The sequence below is a fragment of the Gimesia sp. genome, from assembly GCF_048262075.1.
Lineage (GTDB): Bacteria > Planctomycetota > Planctomycetia > Planctomycetales > Planctomycetaceae > Gimesia.
Genome location: NZ_JBLXFK010000002.1, coordinates 814,420 through 840,558, shown reverse-complemented (window position 1 = coordinate 840,558; position 26,139 = coordinate 814,420). Strand labels below are relative to the sequence as shown.

Here is a 26,139-nt window from a genome sequence, read left to right as displayed (position 1 = left end):
CCTGTGTGAATCTGAGTAAGATGAAAAAATTTCATTTTCAATTTGAATCAGTGCTCAAAATGCGGCGGCATAAACGCAGTATGTGCCGTCAGTTGCTGGGGGAGATACTCCAGGCTGACCAGCGGCTGATTGATCAGACCGAGCAATTGAAACAACATCGCACAGAACAGCTTCAGGAAATCCGGGTACGTCAGGCTGAGGGGCGGGTCGACATCGATGGGTCGACGAGTTTGCGGTATTACGCCGGCCAGTTGCAAACACAGATTCAGTCAATCATTGCCAATCGGGGTGTCATAGCAAAACAGATTGGCCTCTGCAGGCAGGCGTTGGCCAAAGCCGAGCAGGAAGTGAAAGCCATGGAAAAGCTGTCTGATAAATATCGTGATGCATTCCTCTATACACAAAATCAGAAAGAGATGGTGGAGCTGGAAGAGACCTGGTCAGCAACACAGCAGACAGGAGGTTATCAATGATTCGTCCCCTGGTTGTTATTCTCTGTGTGTTTTGTGTGGCGACGATTATCTCCGAAATACTTGGGCTCAGTTTTTTATGGGTTCGGGGGCATCTGAATGCGGATTCCGTCAAGGACATTCGAATGATCGTGACGGGCCAGTCGCTGGATGATGTGGAAATCGTTGAGGAGGAAACCAGTTTGCCCTCACGTGATGAAGTAGCGGAAACACGGGCGATGCGAATTCTGGAATTAGCATCACGCGAAGATGAAATTGAGATGTTGAAAAGTTCGATTACGGAATCCTCCGATTTTCTCAAAAAAGAGCGGCTGGCGTTTGAACAGACGAAAAAAAACTTCGAAGAAGAACTGAAAACGCTGAAAGAGCAGAGTCAGAGTGTCGCGACAAAGAAGACTCAGTCTGTGCTGGTTGCTTTACCTTCCGGAGATGCAGTCCAGTATCTCATGCAGCTTTCCATCGAAGAAAATATCGAGCTGCTGAAAGGGATGGAAGGCAAGTTCATAGCCAAGCTCCTGAAAGAATTTCTGGTTGCTCCTGACCCACTGATAATTAAACGCGGGAAAGAAATTTTCAAAGAGATTTCTCAGGATGAACCGTTTCGCAGCTTCGCTGATGGTACATTAGACAACTTGTCACAGAGTAACTAGTGGAGTGTCATTTTTAAATTTTGGGTTGATAGATATCCCGAGAGTGCGACAACGGAGCACGTAAACAATACCCCCAACCCTCAATTTCCAGCTTGACAAAGCAGTAGAGCGCAACGCATTTGAGCAGGGCGTCTCTCGCACAATGATGTCCGATCCAATGCACCTGGAGAGGCTACAGTAAAACTGGACACAGTCTTGATAGCACGACGGACACTGTAAGGTGATCGCTGGCTGTCATCGTTCTCGCTTAAGGTCGTGCTGTACCTTCTCTCACCCTCTCAGATCAGGCCTGTAATCGGGTTAATGCAATTTTTCGCTAAAATTGATCTATTTTGTGTATTCTTACGTGATGTCCGGACGACGATTCTGACGAATATGATACTGATGAAACAGTCAATTTCCATTGTGGATGCCACTGCGCGGTTCCCAAGTAACCTGCAGAAAGACTGTCCTCGGTACTTATTTTACTTAAGGGTAATGAGAAATGTCAGATTCTCACAAGGTTTCACTGCTGGATCTGCAAACGCTGGATCTCGGCAAGTATGGAAAGCAAAATCTTGATTTGAATCAGGGAGCAACCCGCAATCCCGACTCAAGTTATCGCAGGCAGTTAAGTGAGTCTCTCTCCAAAAAACAGTCGAGTCTGTCCACTGAGCGAAAACCGGAAGTCGATTCGCGTTCACGGGATTTGCCCTCAGAGCGAACTCCTGTAGAGAATCAGGGCTCCGCCCCTCAGAGTGCGGCACAGAGCCGGGGAAATTCTGAATCCTCAGGTAATCTGCAGCGTGAAGATTCGAGAAACGACTCTAGAGAGGTACAGAATCAGTCGGCCGCTGCAGACAGCGTGTCGGAAAAGTCAGCAAATTCAAGTGAGCCAGCTTCAGAAAGCAGTACCGAGTCCGCAGAAGTCACATCTGACACGATCAATCCGCTGGCTGTTGAGACACAGCAACCTGTCAAACAGAAAGAACAGGCCTATTCACTGTTTAGCGATTCATCTGTTGGCGATTCCAGTCAGCAAGCTCACGTGGAAGTGACAGCGACTGATGGGGAAATTGAACCTCCCGCCAGTTTTCAGTTTGCCAAAAATGAGGCCCTGGTAAAATTGCCGACCGAAGTCACAGAGACGAATCCAGAGGGAGCCTATCCGATCCCAGAAGGTCTGGCAGCTTTAATGAAGAATCAGAGCAATGGTATTTCGTCTACAGAATCGACTCAGGTGGAATCGGCGAGTGAATCCATACTGGCAGATCAGCAGCAGAATCAGGCAGCAGAAGCTTTAACCGCAGAGGCAACGGCTGAATCTGTAGAGGAGTCTGTTTCTCCATTGTTGTCAGCTGGACTTCAGGAGATCAAAGTAACAGAGGAATTGAAGCAGGCAATTAAAGAACTGCAGTCGGAGAATTCAGAGAACGCGAATACATCGACAGAAGATTCCGAAGTTGATATTCAAGCGATTCTTCAACAGCGATATCAGAGTTCCGAAGAAGAAAACCAGTCAGATTCTCTCGCGGACGAAAATCAGCAGGGTGAACAGTCGCCGGAAAATACAGCTGTGGAAGATGTTTCCCGAACGGTGATTCAGCAGTTACAGCAGCCTGTAGAAGCCACTTCCGAAACACAGACTGAAGTCGCAGATAAGAAGACAGATGCCAGGACGGAGGCCGTTGATGATTCAGGTGATGATTCCATTGATGCTGTCGCTTTAAGCTCGGCACATTCAGTAATGAAGTCCGCGTCAGATTCAACGAATCCCCTGTTAACTGAGGCATCCAAGGCCGCTCCGCTGACTCAGGATACGATTGCAAATCAGCAGACAGATCACTCAAATGTTCAATCGTTGAACGGCAACCTGGCTGCGCCTGCCACAAATGATGTAACCCCAGCTGCGTCTGCGGGACCCGTGCTGGATGTGAAACAGGTTGATCAACTGGTGGAGCGGATTTCCACTGCAGTCAAACAGTCGCAATCCACCGGGCAGCAGCTAAAGATCCGATTGAGTCCACCTGAGCTGGGAACGTTACAGATTGAGGTCTCGTTGAAAAACGGTGAATACACGGCGAAGCTGGAAGTTCAGAACCGTCATGCACAAAAGGTGATCAATGATAATATCGCCCAGTTAAAGGAAGCGTTATCAAAAACGGGCGTCTCGTTAGATCGGATTGACGTGCACATCAATACGGATGCCAGTGAAGACCAGCGTTCTTCTCAGTCAGGTACGCAGTCAAACTCAGGAGAAGAATTTAATTCTCAGCAGTTTTCAGATAACCCGCAAGACAACGAGCAACGCTCGGGGGAACAGTCATTTGTAGAGGATGCAGTGAAGCAGGATGAATCTGCCGACGAGGATCGTCCGCAAGTCGTTCGTTCTCAAGGCATCGTGACAGAGAATGTCGAAGAAATAGACGTGCAGATTTAAGTCCATTTTTCAGGGATGAAGGAGTGCCGTTATGGCCGTTGATGGAATTGGTGGAAGTAGCAGTACCGGTGGTACGACTGAGGTAGATGTCGTTGATCCGGATAAAGTTGGCTTCAATGGATTAACCGCCGAATCGTTTATGAAACTGTTAATTACCGAACTGCAAAACCAGGACCCGACAGAGCCGTTGGGGAATGAGCAGTTACTGGCACAGATTTCCAGTATGCGGGAACTGCAGTCGAATATTGAGTTGTCAGATACATTGAAAGCCATCACAACAGGGCAGTCGTTGACTCAGGCAGCCGCGTTGATTGGAAAAGAAGTAGAAGGACAGGAAGGCCAGCAAAATCCAGTTACGGGTGTGGTGGACCGGGCTTTTGTCCGCGATGGGAAATCATATGTTGGCGTGGGAGCTTTTGAATTACCTGTCTCTGCAATCAGCAGTGTTCAAGAACCTGCAACTGTGGAATAGAGTTAGGTTTACGGTGAATAGATTTTGAACGGATTGTCAATAACAGAGTGATTCTTGAAAAAAAACGTATGAATTGTTTCCGTTTAGACGATATTCAGAACAGGGCGTAGCCTGAGTAAGGCTGATGCTGCGCTCTGGCGCCAATGGATTGGGTTTTACCTGGTTGATTCAACCGAGGAGTAGTCATGGGATTGACATCTGCATTAAATACATCGTTAGGTGGTTTAAGCCTGAATGAAACCAGTATCGATGTACTGGGTAACAATATTGCCAACGCAGGCACGAACGGCTTTAAAGCTTCAAATGTGCTGTTTACCACTCAGTTATCACGTACTTTAAGTGTGGGGTCACGCCCGACGACGAGTAATGGTGGTACGAATCCCCGTCAGGTCGGTCTGGGGGCGTTGAGTGCATCGATTCGCAAAGACTTTACTCAGGGAAGTGTGACCAACAGTACCAGTCCCTCTGACCTGGCAATCCAGGGAGATGGATTTTTTATCCTCGATGGTCCGGATGGTCAGGTTTACTCTCGTAATGGTAACTTCGAACTTAACAGCCAGAGCCTGTTGACAAACCAGAGTGGTTTTAAAGTCCAGGGATACGGCGTTGATGAAGATTTTAATCTTGTCACGACAACGTTGGCTGATATTGAAATTCCCCTGGGGGATTTGAACGTGGCTCAGGCTACACAGAATGTCCAACTTGGTGGTGCATTGTTACCGACGGGGGTCCTGGGAACTCAGGGGTCTATCCTGGCAACGGGTAACCTGACAGACGCGGGAAATGCAAATGCAGCCATTACGGGAACCACCCTGTTGTCAGATGTAGAAGCCTCCATTGGAACGCCATTGTTTACCGTGGGGGAGACACTGGAGTTTACTCCCAACAAGGGAGGTCGTTCGCTTGATCCAATGACATTGCTGGTCACCGGAACGACGACGGCAGCCGACTTTACAGATTTCCTGGATCGGACACTGGGAATTCAAAATGGCAGCGGTATTCCCAATGATGCCACCACGGGAGCCCAGCCGGGGGTTACGGTAACCGCGGGAGGGGCATTTCAAGTCGTCGGTAATACAGGAACGGTAAACGACATCGCTATTACGATCGGGAATATTACTTCCGACGGTGCAACGGTCTCTCTGCCCTTTACAAAATCAGAGATTTCCAATGGTGAAAGTGCAATTACCGACTTTGTGATCTTTGACTCACTTGGTGAGCCTGTGACAATGAAGATGACCAGTGTGCTGGAGTCTCGTTCGTCTAACAATACGGTCTTCCGCTACTTTCTGGAAAGTGCTGATGATAACGACGGAGACATCGCCGTCTCTAACGGAACCATTACGTTTGACAGTAACGGGAATGTCACCAACTATACGCCCAATACCTTTGGGATCAGTCGTGTGAATACAGCCGCCGATGAAATGGATGTGACAATCGACCTGTCAGATATTTCCGGTATTTCTTCGGCGAGTGCCGGTAGTACTTTGAAGTTGACTCTCCAGGATGGATCCGATCCGGGAACGCTTGCCAGTTTCGTGATTGATGAAACCGGGATTATCAATGGCGTATTCGATAACGGGATTATCCGTACCCTGGGGCAGGTAACCCTGGCACGCTTTGCGAACCCACAGGGGTTACTGGAATTTGGAAATTCGACATTTCAGGAAGGGGTCAGTTCAGGACCTCCCTTCCTGGTGACACCAGGTAACTTCGGAGCGGGAACAATTCGTGCTGGTTCCATTGAATTGTCAAACACCGATGTCGGTCGTAGCCTGGTTGACTTGATTGTTGCTTCCACTAACTATCGTGGAAATGCGCGAGTGATCAGTTCTGTGCAGCAGCTGGTAGATGAACTGCTGGTTCTGGGACGATAGTGAGACACGTATGAAGTTTCATGATCGCAGGGCAGAAACCGCTTTGCCAGAGAGGTTGGCGTTATGATCAAATTGACCCGGTTGAATGGCGAAGAATTCGTAGTGAATGCAGAGTTGATCCAATGCATTGAAAGTCGTCCCGATACCTTTATTACGCTGACATCAGAGGATCGACTGATTGTCCGTGAAAGCGTCGAAGAGGTGGTGAAACGTTCGATCGCCTATTCCCGGGCGATTCGTCTTGTCCCCGGATTATAAAATGAAACACGGCTGGTGTCACCAGGCCGTGAAATGAATTTACAGTGGCTGACACGCCACTAACACATCAGGAACATTCGCAGAAATGGATAAGGCAACCGCTGGTGGATTAGTTTCCGGGATGGCATTGCTGCTGTTGGCGATTGCGATTGCGCCGGGCTCCAGCTTCGCTGCATTCATTGATATTCCCTCTGCTGCAGTCGTGGTGGGAGGGGCTATCGCAGCCTGCTTTATTGCCTTTCCCGGTGCAGCCATGTTGCTGTTTCCCAAGGTGCTCAAGAAAGTATTCTTTCCTAAGCCACAGGAACTGGCGCCCGTGATTACACAAATCGTGGAGTTTGCCGAGATCGCTCGCCGGGACGGAATTCTGGCATTAGAGGCGAAAACGGAAGAGATTGAGGACCCGTTTATTCTCCTGGGGATCCAGATGGCGGTAGATGGTACCGATGTTGATCTTATGGAGCAGATCCTGAGAACAGAGATGGAAGCAGTTGCCGGCAGGCATAAAAACGGAAAATCACTCATGGATACGGTGGGGCGTTACGCTCCCGCGTTTGGGATGATCGGAACTCTGATGGGTTTGATCATCATGTTGGGAAACATGGATGACCCCGAGGCGATCGGCCCGGGTATGGCGGTGGCGTTAATTACCACGTTATATGGTGCTCTGGTTTCGAACCTGTTCTTTCTTCCGTTTGGTGACAAGCTGGCCTATTACAGTAAACAGGAATTTCAGGTCCGTGAAGTCATCATCAAAGGTCTGGTTGCCATTCAGGAAGGTGATAATCCGCGCGTGATCGAACAGAAACTGAATACCTTTTTACCACAGGATCAGCGAGTGGGCAAAGACAGTGAGGCAGCCTGATACTGTGAAAGTGTTCCTGGAATTCTGGTTCGTTTCAGCCCGTTTTGTTTTTTGATATTCGCAGACCGCAAAGGAGAGTACTCAGATGGCGATGCCGGAAGAAGAAGCACCTCCTGGCGTTCCCGAATGGGTGGTAACCTATGGTGATATGATGTCGCTGCTGCTGACATTCTTCATCATGCTGGTGTCAATGAGTGAAATTCGTAACGATGAAGGTAGTGTCCGCGCCATGCTGGATTCGTTACGAGAGCGGTTTGGTACTCATCAGGGGACAGCAGCGGTCCCGGGGAAATCTCTGGATCCCACCAGTAACCAGAGCAAGCCTGCTTCAAAAGGTTCCAGTTCAGATGGCGGGACCAAAACTGGAAAAGAAAAGTCCAGCGGGGGGGGCGGCCCGAATAAAACCGTCGAACGTATCAATACAGGTACGGAAGTGACTCTGGGGGGAGCGGCTAGTTTTGGCAGGTTTTCGGCTGAGCTGACTCCGGAAATAAAGAAAAAACTCGACATCATAGCCGAAATTCTTTTGCCAACGCCGAATCGACTGATTGTCCGCGGGCATGCGTCACCAGAGCCCTTACCAAAAGACTCAAAGTTCCTGGATTCACAGGAGTTGTCTTTTTATCGGGCTAAAAATGTCGCAGAATATCTTGAGTCCAAAGGAATTGAACCCGAAAGACTGATTGTCAGTTCAGTGGGTGATGCCGAGCCCAGGACGGTGACACGTAACCCTGAAGAGCAATACTTAAATCGTCGGGTTGACGTATTTTTAATTGATGCGTATATAGTCTCTCCTAAGACAGGCAATCGTTAATCCAAGACGATTGAATTGACCTGATCGAGCGTTTTCCAGATTCACTCGGTTATATATCGCGAAGCCTGTAATCACCAATCCGCCTGAAGCGGAGCGTACTTTCAAGACAACGGATTTGTCTTTACGCAAACAGGATGCGAGAGTTCAAGGAGGAGACTCGTGGCAACAGACACCGAAACGCAAGAGCCTGGTGTCGATTCGGAGGCGGATGCTTCAACAGAAGAAGCGTCCCAGGGGAAATCGAAAGGTAAGCTGCTGAAGATTGGAGGCTTGTTACTTCTGGTAATAATCCTGCAGATCGGCATTTCCTACTGGCTGCTGACTCCACCGGCTCAACCCGCTGAACTGGCAGAGGATTCACTTTCGAAAGGGAGTGAAAACCTACAGGTAACGACGGCCGAAGTGACTGTCGATAACTTCAGCGTGACAAACAATATCGCCGAACCTGGCGCGACGATTCATGTCACTTTTAATCTGGTGGCACTGGTCGAACAGGGAGCTGCCGCTGATTTTGATTCGATGGTCAAAGAGCAAAATAAGGCACGTGTCAAGCAGGCAGTCATTGAAGTCGTGCGAAAATCCAGTCTGAGTGATTTGAATGATCCGCAGCTAAGTACGATGAAACGCATGATGAAAGAGGCCGTTAACAAGGTTCTCAAGAAAAGTTATGTCATCGAAACTGTGATCAGCGAATATCGCACAATGACACAATAATGCGTGTATAGCACGACAGGATGGTAATGTGGCTGAAGAGAATGATGATCTTCTGGATCCCTCTGAAATCGAAAAACTGCTGAATTCTCAAGGGCAGGATGCGCCGGCAGATTCGCCTCCTGCCGGGGGAGATGAATCAGATAATCTTCTCGATCCTGCTGATATTGAAAAATTACTGCAGGGAGCTGGAGCCACTGAAACCGAAGATGCAGACAATCCGGGGAAAGTCGTCAACAACGACGATATTGATGATCTGTTTAATCAGCATTCCTCCGGGGCAGACGACCAGTCAGGGATGCCATTTTCTTCGCGCGAAGAGACGGAAGCGTTATTAAATCAGGCGGAAGCGAATCTGGCTGCAGCGATTTCACCCAATCTGGGACCTGGAAACGGGATCCCCAATGATCTGGGGGGAACCAAAGCGTTTCAATTCCCCAATTTTGAGTCAATGACCAGTAATCCGGAAGAGGCGATGAAGCTTTCATCGCTGCAAAATGTGGAACTGGACCTGTGCATAGAGCTAGGCAGAACAGAACTGCTGATTGAGGAAGTTTTAAAAATGAAAGAGGGCGTTGTGGTTCCTCTGGACAAACTGGCGGGGGATCCGGTTGATATTCTGGTGAATGGTCGGATTATCGCACGAGGGGAAGTGCTGGTTTTGAATGATAATTTCTGCGTCCGTGTCGCAGAAATCATTTCGCCTGAGTTGTAAACGGCGATTGGAAATCTGTGTTCCTGTGAATCGGGAAGACTGACGACGTGAAGGATGCGATGATTCGTCTTTGTAATATATCTCTGCTGGCATTGCTGTGCTCTCTGGCTTGTACTCCTCTTGTGCATTCAGCAGACAATCCTGCTTTTACACAGCCTGCGGAATTTCGCAACCAGAATCATTCTACGGGACAGTTCCCGCAAAAATATCAGCAGCCAATGCGAAGCGGAACACCCCGACCAGTAGCACAAAACAGCCGGACCAACGTGACTTCCGATCCGAATACACTCAACAATTCGAGAATTCAGGCATTGCCTCAGCGAAGTGCAGTCGATGTACGGAAATCCAAGCCTAATCCCATCACTCCCCTGGAACGCCAAAAACAGACAGGTTCAGGCTCCTCCAGTCAAAGTGTAAGCAAACGGGCTCCCTCAATCTGGGGGACATTTGGTGCATTGCTGGTTGTGATTTCGATTATCCTGGTAGGGGCAAAATTATTCAAGAAACATCATCCGCTCGGATCAGCGGGTCTGCCTCGTGAAGTGATGGAAGTACTGGGAAAGAAACCACTGGATGCCCGGCAGACCATTCACTTCATACGGTGTGGATCCCGGATTCTGATTCTGGGTTCCTCTCCTGCCGGGTTGGAAATGCTTAGCGAAGTGATTGATCCTGTCGAGGTCGACCTGATCACGGGCATGTGTCGGGAAGGTGCTGAATCGGCTCGATCTGCGAATTCATTTCGAAACCTGTTTCAAAGCGTACAGAAAAAAGAGCAGACGCGTTTTACACGTCCGGCCGAGGAACCATTTCAGGACTCAGACGAATCGGATCCCGTTCCGGAGCAGGAGCAGTATTCCGATTATGACTCGGCTGTGAGCCGTTTACAGCAGAAACTGCAGCATTCCCCTCGCCAGTCCCTGAATGAGCGCGCGGAGTCGGATCATGCATAGCCGGGGGGGCGTTTCAAAACGGATCACAGCTAAGATAGCTGAATCAACAGTACGAATTCAGCTGTTACTGCTGGTCATCCTGTGGCTGGGACTGTCAGTGCAGGGAGTCCACGCACAGCCGCCTGCTTCGAATCAGGCATTATCCAATCAAGGATTAGCCAGTCAGAATTCCCCTCAGACACCAGTTCAGCCCACCTTTTTATCGCAAGATAATCAAAAAGGTGGAGCAGGTGTTCCTGAAATGCTGGATGTCGAGCAGATGACATCGCCTCAGGGGTTGAATTCGACTTTGAAGCTGTTTCTACTGCTGACGATATTGAGCCTGGCACCTTCAATTCTGATCATGACGACGAGTTTTATTCGCTTTGTCATCGTGTTTGGGTTACTGCGACAGGCGTTGGGGACGCAACAACTGCCACCCAACCAGGTGCTGACTTCCCTGAGTCTGTTTCTGACGATCATGGTTATGGCGCCGATCTGGGAAAAAGCATATGAAGAGGGTGTTGTGCCTTACACGAATCAGACGCAACAGGCTCCGGTCTCACTCGAAGTCGCTTTTCAGAAAACCGTAGCGCCCCTGCGGAAGTTTATGAGTGATCAGATTGAATTAACAGGCAACAGCGATACGGTCTGGATGTTTCTGGATTATCAACAGCCACTGCCAGGTTCACCCGGGGCTGAGTCGTATCAGGCACCCAAAGATTATGACGAAGTGCCACTGACTGTTTTATTGCCTGCTTACATGTTGAGTGAAGTGAAGACGGCTTTTCTGATCGGTTTTCAGCTGTATCTGCCTTTTATTGTGATCGATATGGTGATCAGTTCCATCCTGATCAGTATGGGGATGATGATGCTGCCTCCCGTCCTGATTTCATTACCCTTTAAAATTCTGTTGTTTGTCTTAATAGATGGCTGGTTACTGACGGTCGGGATGTTGCTGGAAAGTATCAGGGCCGTCGGTTGACTTCGGGCGCTCAGGGTGCGCCCGTATTGTTCTTAATTTCAGGTAAATGTTATGGAAACATCCACTGTTCTCGATCTGGGACGCGAGGGGCTGCTGATCATGCTGGAAGTCAGCGGTCCGGTCATGCTGACTGCTGTCGTGGTAGGTCTGGTGATCAGTATCGGACAGGCTGTCACACAGATTCAGGATCAGACAATCAGCTTTGTTCCCAAAATTATCATGATGGTGCTGGCGATCCTGTATACGCTGCCCTGGATCACTTCATTAATGGTGGAATACAGTACGAATCTGATTACCAATATACCGGCACGTCTTTAACTGCCGCTTTAGCATGAACCAGGGAAACAACGGGTCCGGTGAGCGAACTCCTCGATCAATATGTAATGAATCCGATTCTGCAACTGGCTCCGGGACAGCTGCTGCAGTGGGCGATGCTGCAGTTTTATGCGTTTACGCTGGTACTCGTGCGAATCAGTGGTCTGATGATTATCGGTCCTGTGTTCGGGCAACCGATTTTTCCCACGAATATCCGAATTCTGCTGATCCTGAGTCTGTCTCTGCTCATTACTCCGACGTTGCATGACCAGACGACAGTCGGATTTTATCAACTGGACAGTAACCAGAATCAGAGGCTCAGTCAGGATGAAGTTCCAGAACATCTCCAGGACCGATTTGATGATCTGGTCGTTACAGCGGGTCGCCAGGCCACGCGGGAACTGACGGTTAATGATTACCGGTTCGTAACGCGGATGCCGAATTCACTGCTGGATTATGCCTGGTCGATTCTGGGGGAATTAACATTAGGTTTTTCGCTGGGCCTGGGGATATATATCATTCTGCTCAGTCTGCAGATGGCAGGGCAAATGATTGATCAGCAGGCCGGGATGGCTCTGGGGGAGGTTTTCAATCCCGGATTTGACATGAATGCTTCGCTCAGTGGTCAGTATCTGTATTTTATCGGGATCACCGTCTTCCTGCTGATGGAACCGGTCAACGGTCATCTGTTAATGTTGTCATCCCTGATTGATACGTTCCAGGTCTTTCCCGTCGGGGAAGGCATTGTCTCTACGAATACGCTGGATCTACTGCAGACATTGATGCATCAGTCGCTGGTACTGTCGATTAAAGTGGCAGCGCCATTGCTGGCAGTCAGTGCTTTAATCTCGATTTCAATGGGCTATCTCGGGCACACGGTTCCCCAGATCAATGTACTGGTGATCGGTTTTCCGATTCGAGCAATGATCAGTCTGATCGTACTGGTTTTCACACTGTCGGGAGCCGCGGATATTGTGGTTGAATCCATTCCCTCTGCCATTGATCAATTGAGTCGCAGTACCGTTTTATAAATCGATTTGAAAACGTTTTGTCATGGCTGAGAACGATACAGGAGAAAAGACAGAGCAACCCACGGATCGCCGGCGCAATGAAGCCCGCGAGAAGGGGAACATTGCGAAAAGTACCGACCTGACCGCAGCCGGAATGATGCTGGCGACCGCATCTGTCCTTTATTTCTTTGCCGTCAACCTCAGCAGTGATATGAAAAACCTCATGGAGGTTTCGTTGACGACTCCCGTCTGGCTGCGGGTTGATCCCCCATTGCTCATCGAACGCTGCGAGTCCATTATTGAACTGTTCCTGGAGGGGACGGTCGTGATGATGGTCGCGTTATTTTTCGCTGCGGTGTCTTTGAATATCGTGCAGGTGGGATTCATGATGACTCCGGATGTGCTCCAGCTCAAGTGGGAACGGCTGAATCCGATCGAAGGAGCCAAGCGAATCATTTCCATCCGTGGCCTGGTCAAGCTGGGGGTGAGTCTCGGCAAAATCTGTCTGCTGGTATCGATTGCTGCCTGGTTCAGCTATCTGGTATTTCCCAGTTTTCTGGGATTAATGGGAGCGTCTCCTGAAACGATTCTGCGTGATATTTTCAATTCGACAATTGAACTGGGACTGCTGTTGGCGCTGGCGTTAATCATATTGGGGGGGCTGGATTATGCATTTCAGAAGTGGAAGCATGAAAAAGACCTGATGATGAGCAAACAGGAAATTCGGGAAGAAATGAAATCAATGGATGGAGACCCGTTGATTCGACAGCGGCGTCGTGAAGCACACCGGAAGCTCGCGATGTCGCAGGAACTTTCCAAGGTGGCGTCAGCAGATGTCGTGATCACGAACCCCACACATATTTCGATTGCCATCAAGTATGATCCGGAATCTATGCCGGCACCGGTTGTGGTAGCGAAGGGGGCAGGGGAGATCGCGTTTCAGATCCGAAAAATTGCCAACGAGCACGGAATTCCGATTATCGAACGAAAAGCACTGGCACGTCAGATGTACCGCGATGTAAAAACCGGACAGGAAATCCCGTTTGAGTTATATGAGGTCTTCGTCGAGATTATGGCCTATGTTTACAGTTTGACCGGGAAAACCATGCCGGATCAACGTTGAGCTTGCAGAGAAGGAACTGCGACATTCTGTCAGCAGAAGACGGGGAGGGAAAACGATCTGTCATTCTGTCTGGCAGTATTTGTTGATAACCTACTTTTCAGTAACAATAACAGGTTTTCCGGTAGTATTCTCTGGTGTTTACGTTGAATATTCACCAAGATATTGAAGTGGATTCATGTAGAGTAATTACGTTTCTGAAGTTAGTGGGGGTTTGAATGCGTTGGGAACATCCAGTTCAGTTCGCATCGCAGAGTGATGTTGGCTTTCGGCGCAGGAATAACGAAGATTCGATCTCGGTTCGAATCTGTAAAGATCAGGAAAGCTGGCGAGACCACGGGCATTTCTTTCTGGTTGCGGATGGTATGGGAGGCCATGCCGTGGGGGAACTGGCAAGTAAGATTGCCTCAGAAACCGTACCTCATACCTTCTTCAAAAATAAACCCGGGCCTGTTGACAAATCACTGAAAACCGCGATTGAGGTTGCGAACCAGGCGATCAATGAACGAGGGATGGCCAATCGCGAATTTATGCGAATGGGGACGACCTGCAGTTCTTTGTGTCTGTGCTCAGAAGGCGCTGTCATCGGTCATGTTGGGGACAGTCGCGTCTATCGTGTGCGTGAAAATCGCATCGATCAGCTGACGTTTGATCATAGCCTGCAGTGGGAACTGATTCGTCAGGGACGGATGAAGCCCGAAGAGGTTTACATGAACGAGCCCCGCAATGTTATCACTCGATCGCTTGGACCTGAACCGGTGGTCAAAGTTGACATTGAAGGTCCCTATACGGTTCTGGAAGGGGATCGTTATATCTTGTGCAGTGACGGATTAACCTGTCACCTGAAAGATGAAGAGATCGGCATGATTGCCAAATACCTGGAACCGAGTGATGCCTGCCGCCTGATGATCAATCTTGCCAACTTACGTGGTGGTTCAGATAACATTTCGGTCATCGTGGTGCGCGTGGGAGATTTGCCAGATGTCAATTTGCCCCAGGAAAAAATGCCTGAACCAGAGCCGGAAATCGAACTGGAGCGCGAGTACGGAGAGTGGTTATGGCTGGCAGGAGTCTGGGTGGCTTCGCTGATGGTGGCAGCCGGAATTCTGATGTGGATTTTAACCAAGTTTGACCAGGGTGAGTTTCTGACCTTTGGGGGCATGTCACTCCTGGTAATGTTACTGGTCCGCAAAGTTTTTGCGCAGCGCGAATCCAATAAACGTGAAGAGTATCTGGACAAAAGCAAAACGATTGAGTGGAAGCCTTATCGATCTGAAAAGCTGAGGTTCAATACGGATTTCCTGCAGTATCTGACCACCATGGAGTCCGAGTTGCAGCGGGCCGCGATGGAAGAAGAGTGGACGATTGAATGGTCCCAGCATAATAAGATTTATTACGAGGCCAAAGAAGAGCTGGAACAGAAGAAATATTTGAATGCTTTTCGTGATTTCTCCCGCGCCATCGATATCTTGATGACGGGCCTGCATTCTTACCGTAAAGAGATGGTGCATCAGGCACGCTGGAAAAAAGGGCCTCCCACCTCTTCCCAGGAAGATTAAACTGTCCCCGGTTTTACCGTCGCGTCTCCCGGATCTCTGGGGTCGAGTATCATCGTACGAGAGGCACTATGTCACTGTCTGATGCGGTCCAGCTTCTCTACCGAATGTTCAGAACTCTGCAGCTGCTGTGGTTTTATGTGCACTTTCTGGTCTTTGTAATTTTAACATTGGATTCCTGTCGGGTTTCAGATATGATCCGTCCCTTATTTCAGTGACTCTGAAGGACTTGTGACACGGAGGTCAGTGTGTTCTTTACTCAAACAATCAGGCGCAAGCTGGGACTGGGGCTGGGGATTATCTTCTTCATGCTCATCATCATGGCCTATGGTGCCGTGTCCGGTTTACAGTCCTATCACAATACGGTTTACGAATTTAAGTATTCGCTGGACAATTTACCCAACCGTGATCGCATGATCGTCTCTGTGGTGGCACTGAATGAGCCCCTGCAGAGAATTCGCCAATCGCGACCAGAAGCCAGTGCACACTATCAGCAGGAGTTTGATAAACAGCTACAGGAAGTAAGAATGGAAATTCAGGGCTTCCTGCAAAAAGTGGATCGCTTACCGGCTGATCCTGCAATCAAAAACTGGAAAGGATTCGTTGAATCACAGTTGAGCGAATACAGTGCGTGCATGTCCATCCTGAATCAACTGGAATTGATGAAGGTACAACTGGAAAATCCCCAGAAGCGTCTAGAGATGGCAGAGCAGATGATTTTGGAAGTTGCCCATCTGGAGACGTTGATTCTGGAAGTGCGTGATGTTCCCTCAGGAACGAAAGCAGTTCTAACACGCGCATCTTCGGTGTATCGTTCACGCTATAATCTGGTCTGGGTGACCTGCGTGGTGGTCTTTGTCACATTCGGCTGTCTGATCTGGTATGGCTACCGTACTGTACTTGCGCCGATTCAGGCATTGCATGAAGGGGCACGAATTGTCGCCCAGGGGCACTATGACCACCATTTCAAAATCAAATCTAATGATGAGATGGCGGAGCTGGCGGAAGCATTCAACAAGATGACCATGCGGTTCAAAGAAAAACGAGACGAATTGAATCATAAGGTGGACGAGCGGAGTAAACAGCTGGTACGTTCAGAGCGCCTGGCGGGTATCGGTGTGCTGGCAGCAGGCGTGGCGCATGAAATCAACAATCCCTTGTCTGCGATTTCAATGGCATCGGAATCATTACAGGGACGGATCGTCGACTTAAAACCCCATTGTGAAGATGCGGACTTTGAAGTTGTCGAGCAGTATCTGAGTCTGATACAGCGAGAATCGATGCGCTGTCGCGAGATTACCTCGAAACTGCTTGATTTTTCCCGTGGCCAGAATTCCGTTCGCAGTCAGAATGATCTTGTAGGAGTCATTGATGAAGTCTGCTCCATGGTAAATCTGATCAAGCGGTTGAAAGGCAGAAACGTAAATTTTTCGGTACGGCGGCCCTGTAGCGCGGAATTTAACCCTGCTGAAATCAAGCAGGTGGTTCTCAATATTATGACGAATGCCCTGGAATCTATGGAAGTCGGGGGAAATCTGGAGATCGAAGTCCATGAACATGTTGATTCGGTCACCCTGATTTTCCGGGATGATGGTCGAGGAATGACCCAGGAAGTGAAAGAGAGTCTGTTTGATCCCTTCTTCACTCAGAGGGCAGATGGAACAGGGACGGGACTGGGCATGTCAATCACACATCGGATCGTGAAGGATCATGGAGGTGAGATCGAAGTTGAAAGCCCCGGACCCGGACAGGGCAGTACGATTTTTGTTGAACTGCCCAAAAAGGCTAAGCTGCAAAGTGCAGCAGCATAATACTTTAGTGACATTTAAAACTGACAGGGTTTCTGCGATTCTCCGATTGCCACGATTTTAAAAATCTGATATCACACGTCTCTCCCCACAAATGATTCACATAAAGTTAACGATACAGGAGAAAATGGATGTTCTCTGTACTGCAGGCAAGTCTCAGTATTTCCCTTCCTGATTTGACACAGTTCGTGCAGAGAAAGGTCTTATATGGAGTCCCGGTTCCGGGGCTGCAGCTTTGAGTATCGATACTGGAGAACAGGATGAGTCAGTTCATTGCGAGCCGGCTTTCTCCAGAGCCTTTCCAATAATCCTTCCTGAATACCATTCGGTTATGAAATTTGTTAAATGGCTTTCTCTTTGACAGGATGTCAGAGCAGGAAGAAGGAGCACAACTTGAGTAATTCGGTCAATAAATTACGGGTCCTGTTTGTCGACGATGAAGCGGCAATTCGGGAAGTCATGCGAATTGAGCTACCACGGATGGGACATGATGTCACCATTTGTGAAGATGGCCAGTCGGCACTAACGGCATTGGATAAAATTACATTTGATGCAGCGATTGTTGATTTACGAATGCCTGGCTTGAGTGGCTGGGATGTGGTCGATCATATTAATAAGGTTTCACCTGAGACCGAAGTGATTATCAGCACCGGGCATGGCAGTATCGACGAAGCGATTCAGGCGATCCGACGCGGCGCCTATGATTTCCTGCCGAAACCATGCAAGCTGATCGATATTGCTACCGTATTACAGAAAGTGGCTGATAAACGGTCCCTGCAGAATAAGAATTTTGCCTTGGAATCCCGCCTGAAAAGTGTGGAAGGGCCCTGCCAGATTGTGGGTGAAACTCCCCCGATGCTGCGGGTGAAAAAGCTGATTGAAAAGATCGCACCGACCGATTCCACGGCACTGATACTCGGAGAAACCGGGACCGGGAAAGAACTGGTGGCACGAAGAGTTCATGACTTGAGTACGCGAGCTTCAATGCCTTTTGTCCCTGTCAACTGTGGTGCTCTGCCGGAAAACCTGGTGGAAAGCGAACTGTTTGGTCATCGTAAAGGGGCTTTCACTGGTGCAGATACACCACGTAAGGGACTGATCGAGATTGCAAATGGTGGTACACTCTTCCTGGACGAACTGGGAGAACTGGATAAAACCATGCAGGTAAAGCTGCTGCGTTTTCTGGAATCGGGAGAAGTCCGTCGTGTCGGTGACAGTGAAACATTCCATGTTGATGTGCGGATTGTCTGTGCGACGAACCGCGATTTAAAGGAAATGGTTACGGAAGGCACGTTCCGCGAAGATCTTTATTTCCGTGTGAATACGTTCGAGATCAATCTGCCTGCATTGCGGGAACGTAAAGGGGATATCCCGGAAATTTCCCGTGTGCTGTTAAAACGGCATTTGAAAAAAGATTCCATTCCCCTGGATATCCTGTCACCTGATACGATTGAGATCCTGCAGGAGTATGACTGGAAAGGGAATGTTCGTGAACTGGCCAATGCCCTGGAACATGCAGTGATTTTATGGGATGGCGTCCAGATTCAGGCTGGCGATTTGCCATCCAACCTGACCCGGCATTCTTCGATTCCGATGTCTTCTGGTTCGACTGCAGTCAACTGGACCGAGGGCATGGAGGGGAAAACATTACGGGATATTGAGATGGAAGTAATTTACCATGTACTTGATAAGCACGATGGTGATAAACCCAAATGTGCGGCTGAGCTGGGAATCGCATTGAAAACGCTGTACAACAAACTGAATCAGTATCAGACCCGGGCAGCTGGTTAATCCCCGTCTGCACATCACGTTTTACATGCATAAAAAAATGCTCTGGCAGAAAATGCCAGAGCATTGATTATTATTAGCTTCGAAAATCATTCCGTTCGCTTTGATCTGTTGCAGTCATGCTGCAGATGATTCAGCGAGACAGATTGCTTTAATATTTTCGAATGACTCCTGTAACCACGCCAAGGATATCTACATTCTTGGAGTAGATTGGCTGCATGCTGGAGTTTGCTGGCTCAAGGCGAATGCGATCACCTTCGGAATAGTAGCGTTTTAAAGTTGCTTCCTGACCATCTACCAGCGCCACAACAATGTCGCCTTCTTTACAGGTGTTCTGCTTGTGGACGATAACATAATCTCCATCAGCGATCTGATCTTCGATCATGGAAACGCCTTTGACTTTGAGGCAGAACTGATCATCGGGATCAAACAGCGAGCCAAAGTCAATATGCTCATCATCCTGGACAGCCAGAACAGGGCTGCCTGCGGCAATTTGTCCAGCTAATGGAAGACGTGTCCGTTTCTGTGAGTGATCGCACAACTGAATCGCACGTGACATATGAGATTCGCGAGTAATGAGCCCTTTCTTTTCGAGGGCCTTCAGGTGGCACATCACGCCATTGGGAGAGCGAATGCCAAAATTAGCACCGATTTCACGGACGGTCGGGCCATAACCACGGTTAATGATCTTGTCTTTCAGGAAATCATAAATTTCCTGCTGTCGTTGTGTAAGGTTTGCTTTGGTGCCTGCCATAACAAAGTACCCCATTTCTTAAATATAGAGTGAACTGATCATAGATTCCTGAAACAATCAGGAATAAAAAAATGCCTGATCCCAAAACAAAACTGCTTTGGGGTCTCTCAAAAGATATATAAAATCAGGAAAAGAAGGTTTGAGGGTGTCTTCATGTGTTAGTCACATAGAATCCTGATTTTGCATATAATTTCTATTCTAGTATACTGTCGTCTACACGGCAAGTATGAGGATTGAAAACATACTTGATTTATGAAGTCTGAAATATTTAGTTAAACAAAATTAGTTGCGGCATCGAATCGTAAAGTTATCAAATAAATGGAGTTGCGTTTATTTAATCTTGTTGATTATGAACACTATGTTTTTCTGAATATTTGTTTGAATGTTCATACGGTAGAACTGTTAATACTCTAGGTGGATTACCTGAATTGAAAAGAGATCTAAAATCCCAATTATCAAATTCAGTGAACCTGATCAATTAAATGTGCGTTTATGTGTGGAAGTCTGCTCAAGATGGACTTCAGTAGTTAGTTGTATAGTGAGCTGCTATTCTTAACACAGAAAAATGAGAATTTAAAAAGAATTTGCAGTAAAAAATTTCTATTGGTGGTTCAGATGACATTTGAGATGGGGCATTTTTAGAGGGGGGAGCAGATGGTTCGAGCCGATGCCGAATGCAGGTGTGAGCAGAAGGCAACTCAACGTGGGTTCACTTTGATAGAGCTTCTAGTAGCATTGACGATCATAGGTCTTCTGATTGCATTGCTGATCCCCGCGGTGCAGGCAGTCCGCGAAGCCGCCCGTAAAATGCAGTGTGCCAATAATCTGCATCAGGTCGGGATTGCCTTACAAGCTTACCATGAATCGCATGATGTCCTGCCATTTGGAGTGGGGGATGATCATGATGGGCCGATCTCCTCGCTGGGGACTCTGGAGGATCGTCGCTATTCCGCCCATGCGATGTTACTGCCTTACCTGGATCAGGCTGTCATTTATAATCAGTTGAATTTCAATGTGGCGCCTTTTCACCCCTTTGTGAATGCGGCGAATGATAGTCAGGCAGAACTGGATAGCCGGTTTAATGAAGTGATCAACGGACCAGCTGCTCAGGCCAGACTGCCTGTCTTTATTTGTCCCAGTGATCTGGATCGCCTGCAAAGCCGCTGGGGACCAAATAATTATCGATCCTGTAACGGCAGTTCCTGGTCAGGGAGGGCAGGCAACGGCATGTTTGGGCAGAACAGCAGCGTGCGCATGCGGGATGTCAAAGATGGCCTTTCTCAGACTGCAATGTTCAGTGAGCATGTCAAAGGGAGCTGGGATGATACAGTCATCGATCCGCTATCCGATTTATATAACCTGCAGGGGATCTGGACGGAAAGCCAGTTTTCTGATGCCTGTGGAGGTCTGACACCTCAGTCTGCAGGGACATACCAGTACGATGTGGAATCGGGGCAAACCTGGCTGGCGGGAAATATGAACTGGACCCGCTATAACCACGTACGAACGCCAAACCGGACCAACTGTAAAAATGGATTTACCTGGGATGGTGTCATATTAAATCCTTCCAGCTGGCACGGACAGGGAGTGAATGTGTTAATGGGAGATGGAAGTGTCAGATTTGTAAATGAGAATATTAATACCGAGGTCTGGCAGGCACTGGGAACCATCGCCGGGGGCGAACCAGTAACGGAGGCAGGTTTATGAATTTGCAAACTCACTCTGCAGTCATTTTTCCAGGGGTATTATGGCTGATACTGTTAATGGGCGGACCACTCCGGGCAGAGCAGGGGGGGCGTGAGCTGGAATTCAGTTTTCTGGGGCAACAGTTTGACAATGAACAACTGGTTCCGCTGGGAAGAGGAATGCTCAGATTAATAGAACCGCGCAAGGATGGTCTCTTCTTCAGCCTGCCGGTGGGGCATCGAGTCTCTTCTGTGGGCATCAGTCCGCGGTTTCAGTTAAGTGGTGATTTCGAAATCTCTGCTTCGTATGAGATTCCCGCCTGGAAAAATCCAACGTCGGGTTATGGAATGGGGCCGAGTGTGTATATAAGAATGCACGACGAAAAAGAATCGGCTGCGATGATTGGTCGATTATTAAGGCCGGGTAACAAGCATGTTTTCAGCACTTCCCTGTCGACGACTGTGGAGGGGAAACGCAATTACGATGTCGAACTGGTAGATGCGAAACAGAACTCGGGTAAACTGAAACTGATCAGAACCGGCAAGCAGTTGAAATTCCTGATTTCTGACGGACCCGGAGACGAGTTTCGTGAACTGCGGGAAGTCGAGCTGGGTACAGCTGATATTGATCTGCTGCGACTGGGAGCACAGCAGAGCGACCTGGAGACTCCCGTGCAGGTGTTGTGGAAAGACCTGTCGATCACAGCAGAAGAATTTCCCAATCATCCTGATACGCTGGCGCTGGGGGAACGCCAGCATGTTCCCACATATCAGACTGCGCCCCAGCCCCATTCCATTTCTCTGATGTGGAGCCTGGTATCGGGTATCGCTTTGCTGTGTATTCTGTTCGTGGTGTACCTGATCAGAAAACGGGCCTGACGCCTGAGCGGCCTGTGAATCGGGGGGGATCGCTGCTGTAAAAAAGCACGCGCGGACTGGCAACAACCAAGTAATTCCGGTTAGACTGAACAGACGAAATTCAATCTGGATTCCAGCTGGAATTACCTCACAGATCGCATCAACGAAGAAAGCGGGGCTACGATGATTCAGAATGACGACCAGTTTTCCATGGACCGCAGAACAGCTTTGCAGAATATTGGACTGGCTTTACTGTCCGCCGGTGTCATTGGTTCTCCCGCGGAACTGGCAGCAGTATTCGCAGCGGACGAAGATCCCGCATTCAACGATAGTCGGCTGGAAGCATTGAAAGATCTGAATGGTTACTTCCCCTTTACTCCTGCAGAGTCGTTGGAAGCCTGGGAAGAGCGGGCTGACTATGTCAAACGGCAGATTCAAGTCGCCGCCGGAGTCTGGCCGGAACCGGAAAATATAAAACTCAATGCAACCATCCATGGAAAAGTAGACCGGGATGAGTACACCGTTGAGAAAGTGTTTTTTGAAAGTTCACCGGGATTGTATGTGACCGGTAACCTGTATCGTCCGAAAGGCAAATCGGGACCGTTTCCGATGGTACTGTCTCCGCATGGACATTTTGCAGAAGGTCGTTTTTATGATAGTGGGGCGCAGAAAGTTCAGTCAGATATTAAAGCGGGAGCAGAAAAACATGAAGTCGGCGGACGCTATCCGTTACAGGCGCGCTGTGTCGAACTGGCACGCATGGGCTGTATGGTCTTTCATTATGATATGCTGGGGTATGCTGACGGTTTCTGTTTAAGCTATGATCTGATTCACCGGTTTGCGAAACAACGGGCCGATAAATCGAGTGAAAAGAACTGGGGTCTGTTCAGCGCACAGTCCGAACTGCGGCTGATCAGCGCGCTGGGATTACAGACTTTGAACTCGATTCGTGCCCTGGACTGGGTCTGCTCATTGCCGGAAGTCGATCAGAAACGAATTGGAATCACGGGCGCCAGTGGAGGTGGGACACAGACATTCATCCTGGCAGCCATCGATCAGCGTATTACCGCTGCGTTTCCTGCGGTAATGGTTTCGACTGCAATGCAGGGAGGCTGTACCTGTGAGAATGCGACCTATCTACGCGTTGGTACGGGGAATATTGAATTTGCAGCCTTGGTGGCACCGCGTCCGTTGGGCATGACGGCTGCGAATGACTGGACGAAAGAAATCGAAAGCAAAGGACTGCCTGAACTCAAGCAGCATTTTAAAATGCTGGGCGTGCCGGAAAATGTGATCGGGAAGTATTACCCGTTCCCGCATAATTATAATTATGTCAGTCGGGCAATGATGTATGAGTTCTTCAACCAGCATTTTCAACTGGGATTAACGTCTCCCATTGTTGAAGCTGATTTCAAGCCGCTTTCTCGAGAGCAATTAACTGTCTGGAATGATAGATATCCGGCGCCTCCCGGAGACGAGCAATCAGAAATTAAGATATTGCATACACTGGCAAAGCATAATGCGGAGCAGATAAGACGCCTGACACCACGGGATCAGAAAAGCCTGGCAGAGTACCGTCGTGTCGTGGGAGGTGCATTTGAAATCATGATCGGCCGAGCGCTGCCCGGAAAAGATGATCTGGAACCCGAGAATCTATCGGAAGAATCCAAATCAGGCTATCGTCAGTATCATACATTGATCAAAAATAAACGATATGGAGAAGTGACACCAACACTGTTCTTTTTGCCGGATCAATGGAATCAGAAAGTCGTTATCTGGTTAGACGACCAGGGCAAAGCGGGATTGTTAAAACCGGATGGAAGCCTTAAATCGCCCATTCAAAAGCTCATTGATTCGGGGACTGCTGTCGCGGGCATCGATGTTTTATATCAAGGAGAATTCAGCAAGCTACAGGCTGCACCAACGGAAATGCCTGTCGTAGACAATCCCCGGGAATTCGCAGGCTATACTCTGGGCTATAATCATCCGGTCTTTTCGAAGCAGGTCCATGACATTCTGAATGTACTTTCATTTTCTAAGCATCACGATAGTCAGCCGCAATCGATTGCTCTGGCTGGTTTTGGTTTTTCTGGAGTGCGGGCGGCTGCAGCGTGTGCGCACTCTCCCGATGTGGTTCAAAAACTGGCCGTCGATACGGATGGGTTCCATTTTGCACAAATCACAAATATCCGTGATTTGCGTTTGTGGCCTGGAGCAGTCAAATATGGGGATGTCAACGGATTACTTTCGCTGTGTCAACCTGCATCACTGTGGCTGTCAGGATTCTATGGTTCTGTCCCTGAACTGATTCAGGCGAGTTATAATGCCGCCGGTCAATTAAATCAGGTCACTTTGTTCAATGACAGGAAAAACAGGGAAACAGCAGTTGTCGACTGGTTGCTGAAAGGCTGAACGTAGGAGTCACGAAATAAAAGCCGAAAAAACAATGCAATATGAGTAGTCCGGTATATACTGGAGAGGCATATGTTTTGTTGGACGATACCAGTTTAATTCTTTGTGTGGAGTTTCCCATGTTCGCTCGTCAATTCTCTCGATCGATGTCTGCCAGTATGCTGTTCTGGGCTTGCTCTTTCATACTCTTTACAGTCCCGACGGGCAGTCCTGCTGCAGAGCCGCTTCCACTGAAATACAACTGGGAAAAAGGCCAGCAGTATGTTTATCGAGTGAAAATTGAAGTCAGTATGGAAGAGTATGCGGAAACGCTGAGTGGGATTCAGCAATATGACGTAACCGAGTCTGATGCCGATTCCATCTCTGTACGATGCACGGGGAGCTTAAATTCCGTGACCAAACGTAAGAGCAGGCGGATCTTGGTTCCCCCGATGCGCATGCAACTGCACAGTCCCTTTGCCGGACTTTCTGGCAACTTTTCAGGGGCGTTTGAACAACATGAAATTAAACTGAACCGTTTGGGTGAAATCGATACCATTAAAGGTTCATCCCTGTTGCCTTATCTGCTGGGACACCTTTCTCAAATCAACCTGATTCCGCTTTCTCCTGAAGGGGAGCGGTCATGGGCGGAATCTGAGAAAAGTAAGATCTCAGTCATCTCCACAGATCGTTTTACCTCGCCTTTGCGTGGCCCGAATGTAGAGAAGACGCTGGGAGCCAAAAAAACAACGGATTATAAGATTGTTAAACAAGAGGGAGACCTGGTTACGGTGGAAGTCAAATACTCTTATCGTACAGTGTCAATGATTGATGACAGTGGTCCGGAAGTAGAACTGTCTGGATCTGGCACGATTCAGTTCGAGCAAGAGCAGGGGTGTATTCAAAATCTGTCTTTGAATTATAAACTCATTAAGCGTTCAGAGAACATCACGCAAAAAATTCCAATCAGCATTTCCTCAACGTTGTTGAGTGGTGACGAACTGGCCAAGCTGAGAGCAGACCAGAAAGCAGCCATGGCGAAGCATGCCGCGGATGTGAAAAAACGAGAGGAGGCTGCTCGATTTGAGATTCCCGAAAACATTGACGGCGAATTAAAAGCAATTCTGACAGATCTGGCGACGAACAATGTGCTCAAACGCAAAGCAGCATTACAGAAATTAAGTCAGATGCAGCCAGAGCAGGAGAACCGAGCTATCTCCAGCATCCTGATCAGGATACTGAAAAGTAAAGACATCAGCGTTGTGCAGGATGCTTCGCGCGCTCTGACAGCCTGGTCGACAAAAGAAGATATTCCTGCGATGACCGAACTGTTGTCCGAAGTAAATATTCTGGGTCAGGAAAACGTGATGGAAGCGATTCTCAAACACGAGACACCGGAAGGCGTGTCGGCAGTCGCAGAGCTCTTGAACAATCCGGTGAAAGCTCATCATGCTTCTAAGAGGTTGATTGAGTACGGCAGTGGAGCTGAAGATGCTGTATTGGAACAACTGGATCCGGATCAGTTTATAGTACTGGTGAATGTTTTACGTGTGCTGAAAGAGATTGGCACAGCAAAAAGCCTCAAAAAAATTGAGGAAGTCACGCGCACGACGACTAAAAACAGCTTTCGGTTTCAGGCAGCTTCCACGCTGAAAGCAATCGAAGCGCGGATCAACTGAGCCTTTC

Annotated in this window: 23 protein-coding genes; 22 read left to right on the top strand and 1 reads right to left on the bottom strand. The window is 48.6% G+C overall.

Annotated features, from left to right (window positions below):
* Positions 1-20 precede the first annotated feature (20 nt).
* The 18 genes from ACN0YH_RS06980 to ACN0YH_RS06895 all read left to right on the top strand — a co-directional run bounded on the left by ACN0YH_RS06980 (position 21) and on the right by ACN0YH_RS06895 (position 18,768).
* On the top strand, positions 21-473 hold the full coding sequence (locus tag ACN0YH_RS06980) for a flagellar export protein FliJ (RefSeq protein ID WP_417378841.1): 453 nt from the start codon (positions 21-23) through the stop codon (positions 471-473).
* On the top strand, positions 470-1,120 hold the full coding sequence (locus ACN0YH_RS06975; RefSeq protein ID WP_417378840.1) for a hypothetical protein: 651 nt from the start codon (positions 470-472) through the stop codon (positions 1,118-1,120). The genes ACN0YH_RS06980 and ACN0YH_RS06975 overlap by 4 nt, the downstream gene beginning before the upstream one ends.
* 484 nt (positions 1,121-1,604) lie before the next feature.
* Positions 1,605-3,539 (top strand): flagellar hook-length control protein FliK, encoded by a 1,935-nt coding sequence (locus tag ACN0YH_RS06970; RefSeq protein ID WP_417378839.1) that lies wholly within the window; start codon positions 1,605-1,607, stop codon positions 3,537-3,539.
* 31 nt (positions 3,540-3,570) lie between these two features.
* Entirely contained in the window at positions 3,571-4,011 is a 441-nt protein-coding gene (locus tag ACN0YH_RS06965; RefSeq protein ID WP_417378838.1) for a flagellar hook assembly protein FlgD, read from the top strand.
* A gap of 185 nt (positions 4,012-4,196) precedes the next feature.
* Positions 4,197-5,888 carry a flagellar hook-basal body complex protein gene (locus tag ACN0YH_RS06960; protein ID WP_417378837.1) on the top strand — a complete coding sequence of 564 codons (1,692 nt, stop codon included), beginning with the start codon at positions 4,197-4,199 and terminating at the stop codon, positions 5,886-5,888.
* 63 nt (positions 5,889-5,951) lie between these two features.
* Entirely contained in the window at positions 5,952-6,146 is a 195-nt protein-coding gene (locus ACN0YH_RS06955) for a flagellar FlbD family protein (RefSeq protein WP_002649047.1), read from the top strand.
* An 85-nt stretch (positions 6,147-6,231) separates the two neighbouring features.
* Positions 6,232-7,011 (top strand): motility protein A, encoded by a 780-nt coding sequence (locus ACN0YH_RS06950; protein WP_417378836.1) that lies wholly within the window; start codon positions 6,232-6,234, stop codon positions 7,009-7,011.
* 85 nt (positions 7,012-7,096) lie between these two features.
* Positions 7,097-7,825: an OmpA/MotB family protein gene (locus tag ACN0YH_RS06945; RefSeq protein WP_417378835.1), complete on the top strand. Its 729-nt coding sequence runs from the start codon at positions 7,097-7,099 to the stop codon at positions 7,823-7,825.
* 159 nt (positions 7,826-7,984) lie between these two features.
* Positions 7,985-8,539, top strand: a complete 555-nt coding sequence (locus ACN0YH_RS06940) for a hypothetical protein (protein WP_417378834.1) — start codon at positions 7,985-7,987, stop codon at positions 8,537-8,539.
* Positions 8,540-8,567: 28 nt separating this feature from the next.
* Complete coding sequence (fliN, locus tag ACN0YH_RS06935) at positions 8,568-9,251, top strand: flagellar motor switch protein FliN (RefSeq protein ID WP_417378833.1); 684 nt, start codon at positions 8,568-8,570, stop codon at positions 9,249-9,251.
* A 59-nt stretch (positions 9,252-9,310) separates the two neighbouring features.
* Positions 9,311-10,204, top strand: a complete 894-nt coding sequence (locus ACN0YH_RS06930) for a FliO/MopB family protein (RefSeq protein WP_417378832.1) — start codon at positions 9,311-9,313, stop codon at positions 10,202-10,204.
* On the top strand, positions 10,197-11,168 hold the full coding sequence (gene fliP, locus ACN0YH_RS06925; RefSeq protein WP_417378831.1) for a flagellar type III secretion system pore protein FliP: 972 nt from the start codon (positions 10,197-10,199) through the stop codon (positions 11,166-11,168). Before ACN0YH_RS06930 ends, fliP begins: the two co-directional genes overlap by 8 nt.
* A 51-nt stretch (positions 11,169-11,219) precedes the next feature.
* Positions 11,220-11,486 (top strand): flagellar biosynthesis protein FliQ, encoded by a 267-nt coding sequence (gene fliQ / locus ACN0YH_RS06920; protein WP_417378830.1) that lies wholly within the window; start codon positions 11,220-11,222, stop codon positions 11,484-11,486.
* Positions 11,487-11,524: 38 nt separating this feature from the next.
* Positions 11,525-12,514 (top strand): flagellar biosynthetic protein FliR, encoded by a 990-nt coding sequence (locus ACN0YH_RS06915; protein WP_417378829.1) that lies wholly within the window; start codon positions 11,525-11,527, stop codon positions 12,512-12,514.
* Between the two features lie 22 nt (positions 12,515-12,536).
* Positions 12,537-13,616: a flagellar biosynthesis protein FlhB gene (gene flhB, locus ACN0YH_RS06910; RefSeq protein ID WP_417378828.1), complete on the top strand. Its 1,080-nt coding sequence runs from the start codon at positions 12,537-12,539 to the stop codon at positions 13,614-13,616.
* Positions 13,617-13,831: 215 nt separating this feature from the next.
* Entirely contained in the window at positions 13,832-15,172 is a 1,341-nt protein-coding gene (locus ACN0YH_RS06905) for a PP2C family protein-serine/threonine phosphatase (protein WP_417378827.1), read from the top strand.
* Between the two features lie 245 nt (positions 15,173-15,417).
* Complete coding sequence (locus ACN0YH_RS06900; RefSeq protein ID WP_417378826.1) at positions 15,418-16,980, top strand: sensor histidine kinase; 1,563 nt, start codon at positions 15,418-15,420, stop codon at positions 16,978-16,980.
* Between the two features lie 390 nt (positions 16,981-17,370).
* Positions 17,371-18,768: a sigma-54-dependent transcriptional regulator gene (locus ACN0YH_RS06895; protein ID WP_417378825.1), complete on the top strand. Its 1,398-nt coding sequence runs from the start codon at positions 17,371-17,373 to the stop codon at positions 18,766-18,768.
* Positions 18,769-18,916: 148 nt separating this feature from the next.
* Here the strand turns inward: ACN0YH_RS06895 and lexA are convergent, their stop codons facing one another.
* Positions 18,917-19,519 carry a transcriptional repressor LexA gene (gene lexA / locus ACN0YH_RS06890; RefSeq protein ID WP_002649781.1) on the bottom strand — a complete coding sequence of 201 codons (603 nt, stop codon included), beginning with the start codon at positions 19,517-19,519 and terminating at the stop codon, positions 18,917-18,919.
* A 654-nt stretch (positions 19,520-20,173) separates the two neighbouring features.
* Between lexA and ACN0YH_RS06885 the strand changes: the two genes are divergently transcribed.
* The 4 genes from ACN0YH_RS06885 to ACN0YH_RS06870 all read left to right on the top strand — a co-directional run bounded on the left by ACN0YH_RS06885 (position 20,174) and on the right by ACN0YH_RS06870 (position 26,132).
* Positions 20,174-21,226 carry a DUF1559 domain-containing protein gene (locus tag ACN0YH_RS06885; RefSeq protein ID WP_417378824.1) on the top strand — a complete coding sequence of 351 codons (1,053 nt, stop codon included), beginning with the start codon at positions 20,174-20,176 and terminating at the stop codon, positions 21,224-21,226.
* On the top strand, positions 21,223-22,083 hold the full coding sequence (locus ACN0YH_RS06880) for a DUF1583 domain-containing protein (RefSeq protein WP_417378823.1): 861 nt from the start codon (positions 21,223-21,225) through the stop codon (positions 22,081-22,083). Before ACN0YH_RS06885 ends, ACN0YH_RS06880 begins: the two co-directional genes overlap by 4 nt.
* A gap of 162 nt (positions 22,084-22,245) precedes the next feature.
* On the top strand, positions 22,246-24,474 hold the full coding sequence (locus ACN0YH_RS06875) for an alpha/beta hydrolase family protein (RefSeq protein WP_417378822.1): 2,229 nt from the start codon (positions 22,246-22,248) through the stop codon (positions 24,472-24,474).
* A 119-nt stretch (positions 24,475-24,593) separates the two neighbouring features.
* The gene (locus ACN0YH_RS06870; protein ID WP_417378821.1) at positions 24,594-26,132 is read left to right on the top strand and encodes a hypothetical protein; all 1,539 of its coding nucleotides are present in this window, start codon (positions 24,594-24,596) and stop codon (positions 26,130-26,132) included.
* The last annotated feature ends 7 nt before the right edge of the window (positions 26,133-26,139 follow it).

Excerpts from the sequence above, each read along its gene's own strand:
- ACN0YH_RS06875 (WP_417378822.1), top strand. The coding sequence starts at position 22,246 with ATGATTCAGAATGACGACCAGTTTTCCATGGACCGCAGAACAGCTTTG.
- ACN0YH_RS06885 (WP_417378824.1), top strand. The coding sequence starts at position 20,174 with ATGGTTCGAGCCGATGCCGAATGCAGGTGTGAGCAGAAGGCAACTCAA.
- ACN0YH_RS06905 (WP_417378827.1), top strand. The coding sequence starts at position 13,832 with ATGCGTTGGGAACATCCAGTTCAGTTCGCATCGCAGAGTGATGTTGGC.
- ACN0YH_RS06960 (WP_417378837.1), top strand. The coding sequence starts at position 4,197 with ATGGGATTGACATCTGCATTAAATACATCGTTAGGTGGTTTAAGCCTG.
- ACN0YH_RS06970 (WP_417378839.1), top strand. The coding sequence starts at position 1,605 with ATGTCAGATTCTCACAAGGTTTCACTGCTGGATCTGCAAACGCTGGAT.
- fliQ (WP_417378830.1), top strand. The coding sequence starts at position 11,220 with ATGGAAACATCCACTGTTCTCGATCTGGGACGCGAGGGGCTGCTGATC.
- ACN0YH_RS06975 (WP_417378840.1), top strand. The coding sequence starts at position 470 with ATGATTCGTCCCCTGGTTGTTATTCTCTGTGTGTTTTGTGTGGCGACG.
- ACN0YH_RS06930 (WP_417378832.1), top strand. The coding sequence starts at position 9,311 with ATGATTCGTCTTTGTAATATATCTCTGCTGGCATTGCTGTGCTCTCTG.
- ACN0YH_RS06965 (WP_417378838.1), top strand. The coding sequence starts at position 3,571 with ATGGCCGTTGATGGAATTGGTGGAAGTAGCAGTACCGGTGGTACGACT.
- ACN0YH_RS06980 (WP_417378841.1), top strand. The coding sequence starts at position 21 with ATGAAAAAATTTCATTTTCAATTTGAATCAGTGCTCAAAATGCGGCGG.
- flhB (WP_417378828.1), top strand. The coding sequence starts at position 12,537 with ATGGCTGAGAACGATACAGGAGAAAAGACAGAGCAACCCACGGATCGC.
- lexA (WP_002649781.1), bottom strand. The coding sequence starts at position 19,519 with ATGGCAGGCACCAAAGCAAACCTTACACAACGACAGCAGGAAATTTAT.
- ACN0YH_RS06945 (WP_417378835.1), top strand. The coding sequence starts at position 7,097 with ATGGCGATGCCGGAAGAAGAAGCACCTCCTGGCGTTCCCGAATGGGTG.
- ACN0YH_RS06950 (WP_417378836.1), top strand. The coding sequence starts at position 6,232 with ATGGATAAGGCAACCGCTGGTGGATTAGTTTCCGGGATGGCATTGCTG.
- ACN0YH_RS06870 (WP_417378821.1), top strand. The coding sequence starts at position 24,594 with ATGTTCGCTCGTCAATTCTCTCGATCGATGTCTGCCAGTATGCTGTTC.
- ACN0YH_RS06880 (WP_417378823.1), top strand. The coding sequence starts at position 21,223 with ATGAATTTGCAAACTCACTCTGCAGTCATTTTTCCAGGGGTATTATGG.
- fliP (WP_417378831.1), top strand. The coding sequence starts at position 10,197 with ATGCATAGCCGGGGGGGCGTTTCAAAACGGATCACAGCTAAGATAGCT.
- ACN0YH_RS06955 (WP_002649047.1), top strand. The coding sequence starts at position 5,952 with ATGATCAAATTGACCCGGTTGAATGGCGAAGAATTCGTAGTGAATGCA.